The following is a 4,091-nucleotide window of genomic DNA, read 5'->3' on the forward strand; positions in this document are numbered from 1 at the left end:
TATGGCACAGGCACAACGGCTCGCGGGCTATGGTCTAGACGTTTTGAAGAAGCTGTTTAGAATGAAATAGCCCTGACCAAGCACCCATTCTTTATCCAAATTACTAGCTGAAGCACTATCACCGCGAACCATAGCAGGACTTCCTGCCCAATCCCGATTATTGAAATATTCACCCCGCCAACTATCAGCAGGAATAGTCAAACGGTTGTTGAAATATTCGTAGTAAGTGGGATTCGTCATTCCCGGTGCCCAGAACAGCTTCCCATTCGGCAAATCCAGCTCATAAGCGCCATTGCCCAAGTCCTTTTGAGAAGACAAAGGATAACCCAAAGCATTAGAACCGCCAGCTTTTTGATAAGCCTCCCACAACTGGCCGAACACATAGCTAACAGTGGAACTTCCCGCTTTTTTCAACAAAGCTCCCCGCCCCAAAGTACCTCGGAATTCTTGAATCTTATTGCTCAAAGGATTCGGTGGCAATTGAGTAATTGCAACTCCAATCGCGCTTGTACCTAACTGAGTTGCCAAACTATTGTAGGCAGACTGCAAAGCAGGATCGATCGGGTAATTAGGGATATTAGCAGAGTAATCCCAATCTAAATTCAGATAAGCTGCCCCGCCAATTTCCGAGTGTTCCACTTGCAGCGTGTGGATTCCTGCTGGGAGAGTAACTTCTACTTCGTGAGGAACAAAAGGGGGATTGTCCCATCGGTCAATCACCTTTTCACCATTAATATATAGCCGTGCCGCGTCATCACCTTGCAACTTAAACTTATAAGTGCCAGCAGGCAATTGTCGGTGAGTTGTCAGCCGCGATGAGAAATTATCCTGGTTAATTCGGCTGTCCGGGCTGCCCCCACCCCAGTTTAAATTAAATCCTGCGGTAGTAGAACCGTCGGTGCGAGTTACAACAGGAGTCCCGCTCAAATCTCGATTATTGAAATACTCAGCAACCCAAGGTTCCTGTTGAACTAAACCGATAACACCTGGAACGGGTACTGGCGAAAATTGTAACTTCTGCCAACTCAGTTTATTCACTGCACCACCACCATTTTCAAAATGCTCAACTCGAATTCTGTGATGGCCTTTATCGAGTGAAACTAGCACCTCATTGCTAACTAATGGTTGATCGCCCCACTTATCAATTACCAGCTTATCATTCACCCAGACCCGGACACCATCATCGGCTTGGCTGGTAAACTTGTAAATTCCCGGCGAATCGAAATAGCGAGTTGTTGCCCAACGATCTGAAAAATCGTCGTCACCAATGGACACGCCGGCTTCATGGCTATTTCCCCAATCTTTATCTAAGAAACTCGTTCCGCCACCGCGATTTCCAGCGAAGTTGTTATCATTTAGATCCTTCCCTCGATAGAACTCACCAGCCCATTCTTTAGGAGAATTTGCTTGTTCCCACTTCAGCGTATTAGCGGCGGCACCACCATTCTCAAAATACTCCACCATGACCTGATGGTATCCAGGCTCAATGGCTGCGAAAGCTGTTTTCTTTTCAAACGCCGAGTCTTTCCATTTGTCAATAGTCAGTTTGCCGTCCACATAAACCCGTACTCCATCATCAGCTTGATTGATAAAGTTGTAGATGCCACCGTCAAAATAGCTAGTGGTAATCCAACGCGCCCCGAAATTATCTTCTTTAATTCCTCTGGTATTGGGCGGCCCCCCTTCACCAGCCGCGAACCGCAATTCACCTTTTTGTTCGTATTGCGACCACTGCGGAGAACCAACTAAATTCTTATTGTTCCAATACTGACCGTGCCAGTCCGAAGTGCTACCATGACCGCTATCTGGTGGCAAGCTTTCTATTGCCTTAGTATTGTAAGCAATGGTTGGCATTCCTTCTTTATAAAAAATGTAACCTCCCTCAAAATTCTGAATAATCCAACCGTCACCCAGACCTATTTCACCGCTAGTGGGGAATCCCAGAAAGCTGTTTTCCCCTCCTAACTCGAAATACTTCCCAGCCATGCCGCCAAAGATAGGAAACGTTCCCTTCTTAGACTTGAGAATGACACCGCCTTGGAAATTTTGTCGTTCGCCAGACTTAGTGAAGTAACGGTGAGAAGTCGGATATTTTAAGATACCGTCAGCACCGCCAGTTGCTAAAAGGGTTGTCCAGAAATCGTTGCCAACCCAGTAAGAATTCTCGTTGGCGTTTGACTTCATAATCGCCCCTTTGCCGTCAGAGCCTCCCTCAAAATCTTGAGTGTAGCCTTGGGCCCAAGGATGGACTTTATTAATCGGATAGCCAAGTTTGGAGATGCCGCCATTGCGCTGATAGGTGTTTAGATAAGTGTCGTGAACTGCTCCGCCATCGTAACCGACTGGACGCAGTTCACCTGTCCAATTTTTCAGAAGATTTGATGCTTCCCACCGCAGGTTATTAACTGCCTGGCCAGCATTTTCAAAGTATTCGACAACTATTTTATGTTGACCCTTTGGTACGGCGACAAAAGCATCATTGCGAGCAGCAGCTTGGTCTTTCCACTTGTCAACAACTTTGACACCATCAATGTAAACTCTCACGCCATCATCTGCCTGACTGATGAAGTTATAAAAACCGCCTTCAAAATTGCTCGTGGTTTCCCAGCGGGCTGAAAAGCCATCCGCAGGAATTCCAATAGTCCCGGATGGAACTCCCCCAGCAGAAAATCGCAATTCTCCCGGTGGTTCGGCGCGAGTAAAAGTTGGATTACCTGAGAGATTTTTGTTATTCCAAAATTGCACTTGCCACTGCCCAGTGCTGCCGTGAGGCGACGGCAATACTGTAACGGGCTTTGGAACTGGAACTGGCAGCACTGGCAAGGAACTCGAACCCAAAGCGTACCAACTTTGCTGCCCATTTGGCTGTACCATCAAATATCCGTTCTGGTAGTAGTGAGTGGTTACTTGATTGCTGACTACTGTCTTTATGAACGAGCCTGCATTAGCTGGCACTTTTCCTTGTCCGGGTAAAAGGGCAGGGGGGAGAGGTTGCGGCTGCGCTTGAACTGGTGGTAGCGGGGTAGATCCGGGTGCATTCCCAAAAACAACTGCACTTGCCATCCAGTTATTTGTACCTGCGATCCGATACCACCGCTCATCGGGTGTTCCTAGTTGCTCGTCAGGAATGCGCTCCCCATAAGTCCAGCCGTCAAATTGGATAGTTGCTTGATAAGGATAGCTACCCACGATCGCAAAATTAGTTCCGGGGCCCGATCGCACATTTGCACCATTAGTCGGCATTACCCAAGCAGAAAAGTTGGCTGATTCGACAGTGGGCCACAAGGGACTAGCAGCCGCTCGTTCGCTAGGTGTTACCTTCCCTTCACCACTCCATGTTTCAGGAACTAACATTGCTGATACGTCATACTCTTGCGGTATCGTAGCTAGAGCCAAAGCGACAGCAGCTTCTAAATTTACCACTCCAGCACCCGTCTCGCCATCCCAATTGGGAGTCTTTAAATCAGTAGCTGTATCCTTGATGATTTGAATTACTTGGCGATAACTCAAACTTGGATTTGCCGCCCAAACTTGCGAAACAGCACCCGTGACTTTCGCTGTCGCTACCGATGTTCCGGCCATTGTCCCGACACCATCACCCACTGTGGATAACTCTGGATGCTGAACAGTTCCTCCCGGTGCCAAAATATCTAAACCTTGACCGTAGCTGGAATAATTTGTGCGATCGTAAGCTTTAGAAAGTGCAATTTCATCATTAACCCGATCGGCTGAACCAACAGTAATGATATTGTCAAATTCTTGGGAAGCTTGACCCAAGGCCGACATTACGCCACCGTCATTTCCAGCCGCGACTACCATCATTACTCCATTTTGACGAGCATATTCGATCGCCCTCCTTTCCTCCGGCGTCAATTCATAGCGAGTTGTTGTCGTACCGTCGGGATTAACTTGAGTAAGATCCATACTCAAATTAATGACTGCATTCTTTTTCCCGGAAGCTTTGACAAAATCAACATATTCAACTAATGAATCTGCCCATTTTCCAGAACCGATCGGGAGCGTGTCACTTTTGCGATGAGTACAAATACTCATAAATGCTAGGCAGAGGTTTTGAGCTATTTTTGGGCAAA

At 47.2% G+C, this 4,091-nt stretch carries 1 protein-coding gene; it reads right to left on the bottom strand.

The features are described 5' to 3' along the window. Positions 1 to 27: 27 nt before the first annotated feature. Positions 28 to 4,053 (bottom strand): PA14 domain-containing protein, encoded by a 4,026-nt coding sequence (locus tag QUB44_RS30230; protein WP_333373483.1) that lies wholly within the window; start codon positions 4,051 to 4,053, stop codon positions 28 to 30. Positions 4,054 to 4,091: the final 38 nt, after the last annotated feature.

It is taken from the genome of Microcoleus sp. AT3-D2, assembly GCF_036705715.1.
Classification (GTDB): domain Bacteria; phylum Cyanobacteriota; class Cyanobacteriia; order Cyanobacteriales; family Microcoleaceae; genus Microcoleus.

Coding starts and splice junctions, on each gene's coding strand:
- QUB44_RS30230 (WP_333373483.1), bottom strand. CDS start 4,053: ATGAGTATTTGTACTCATCGCAAAAGTGACACGCTCCCGATCGGTTCT.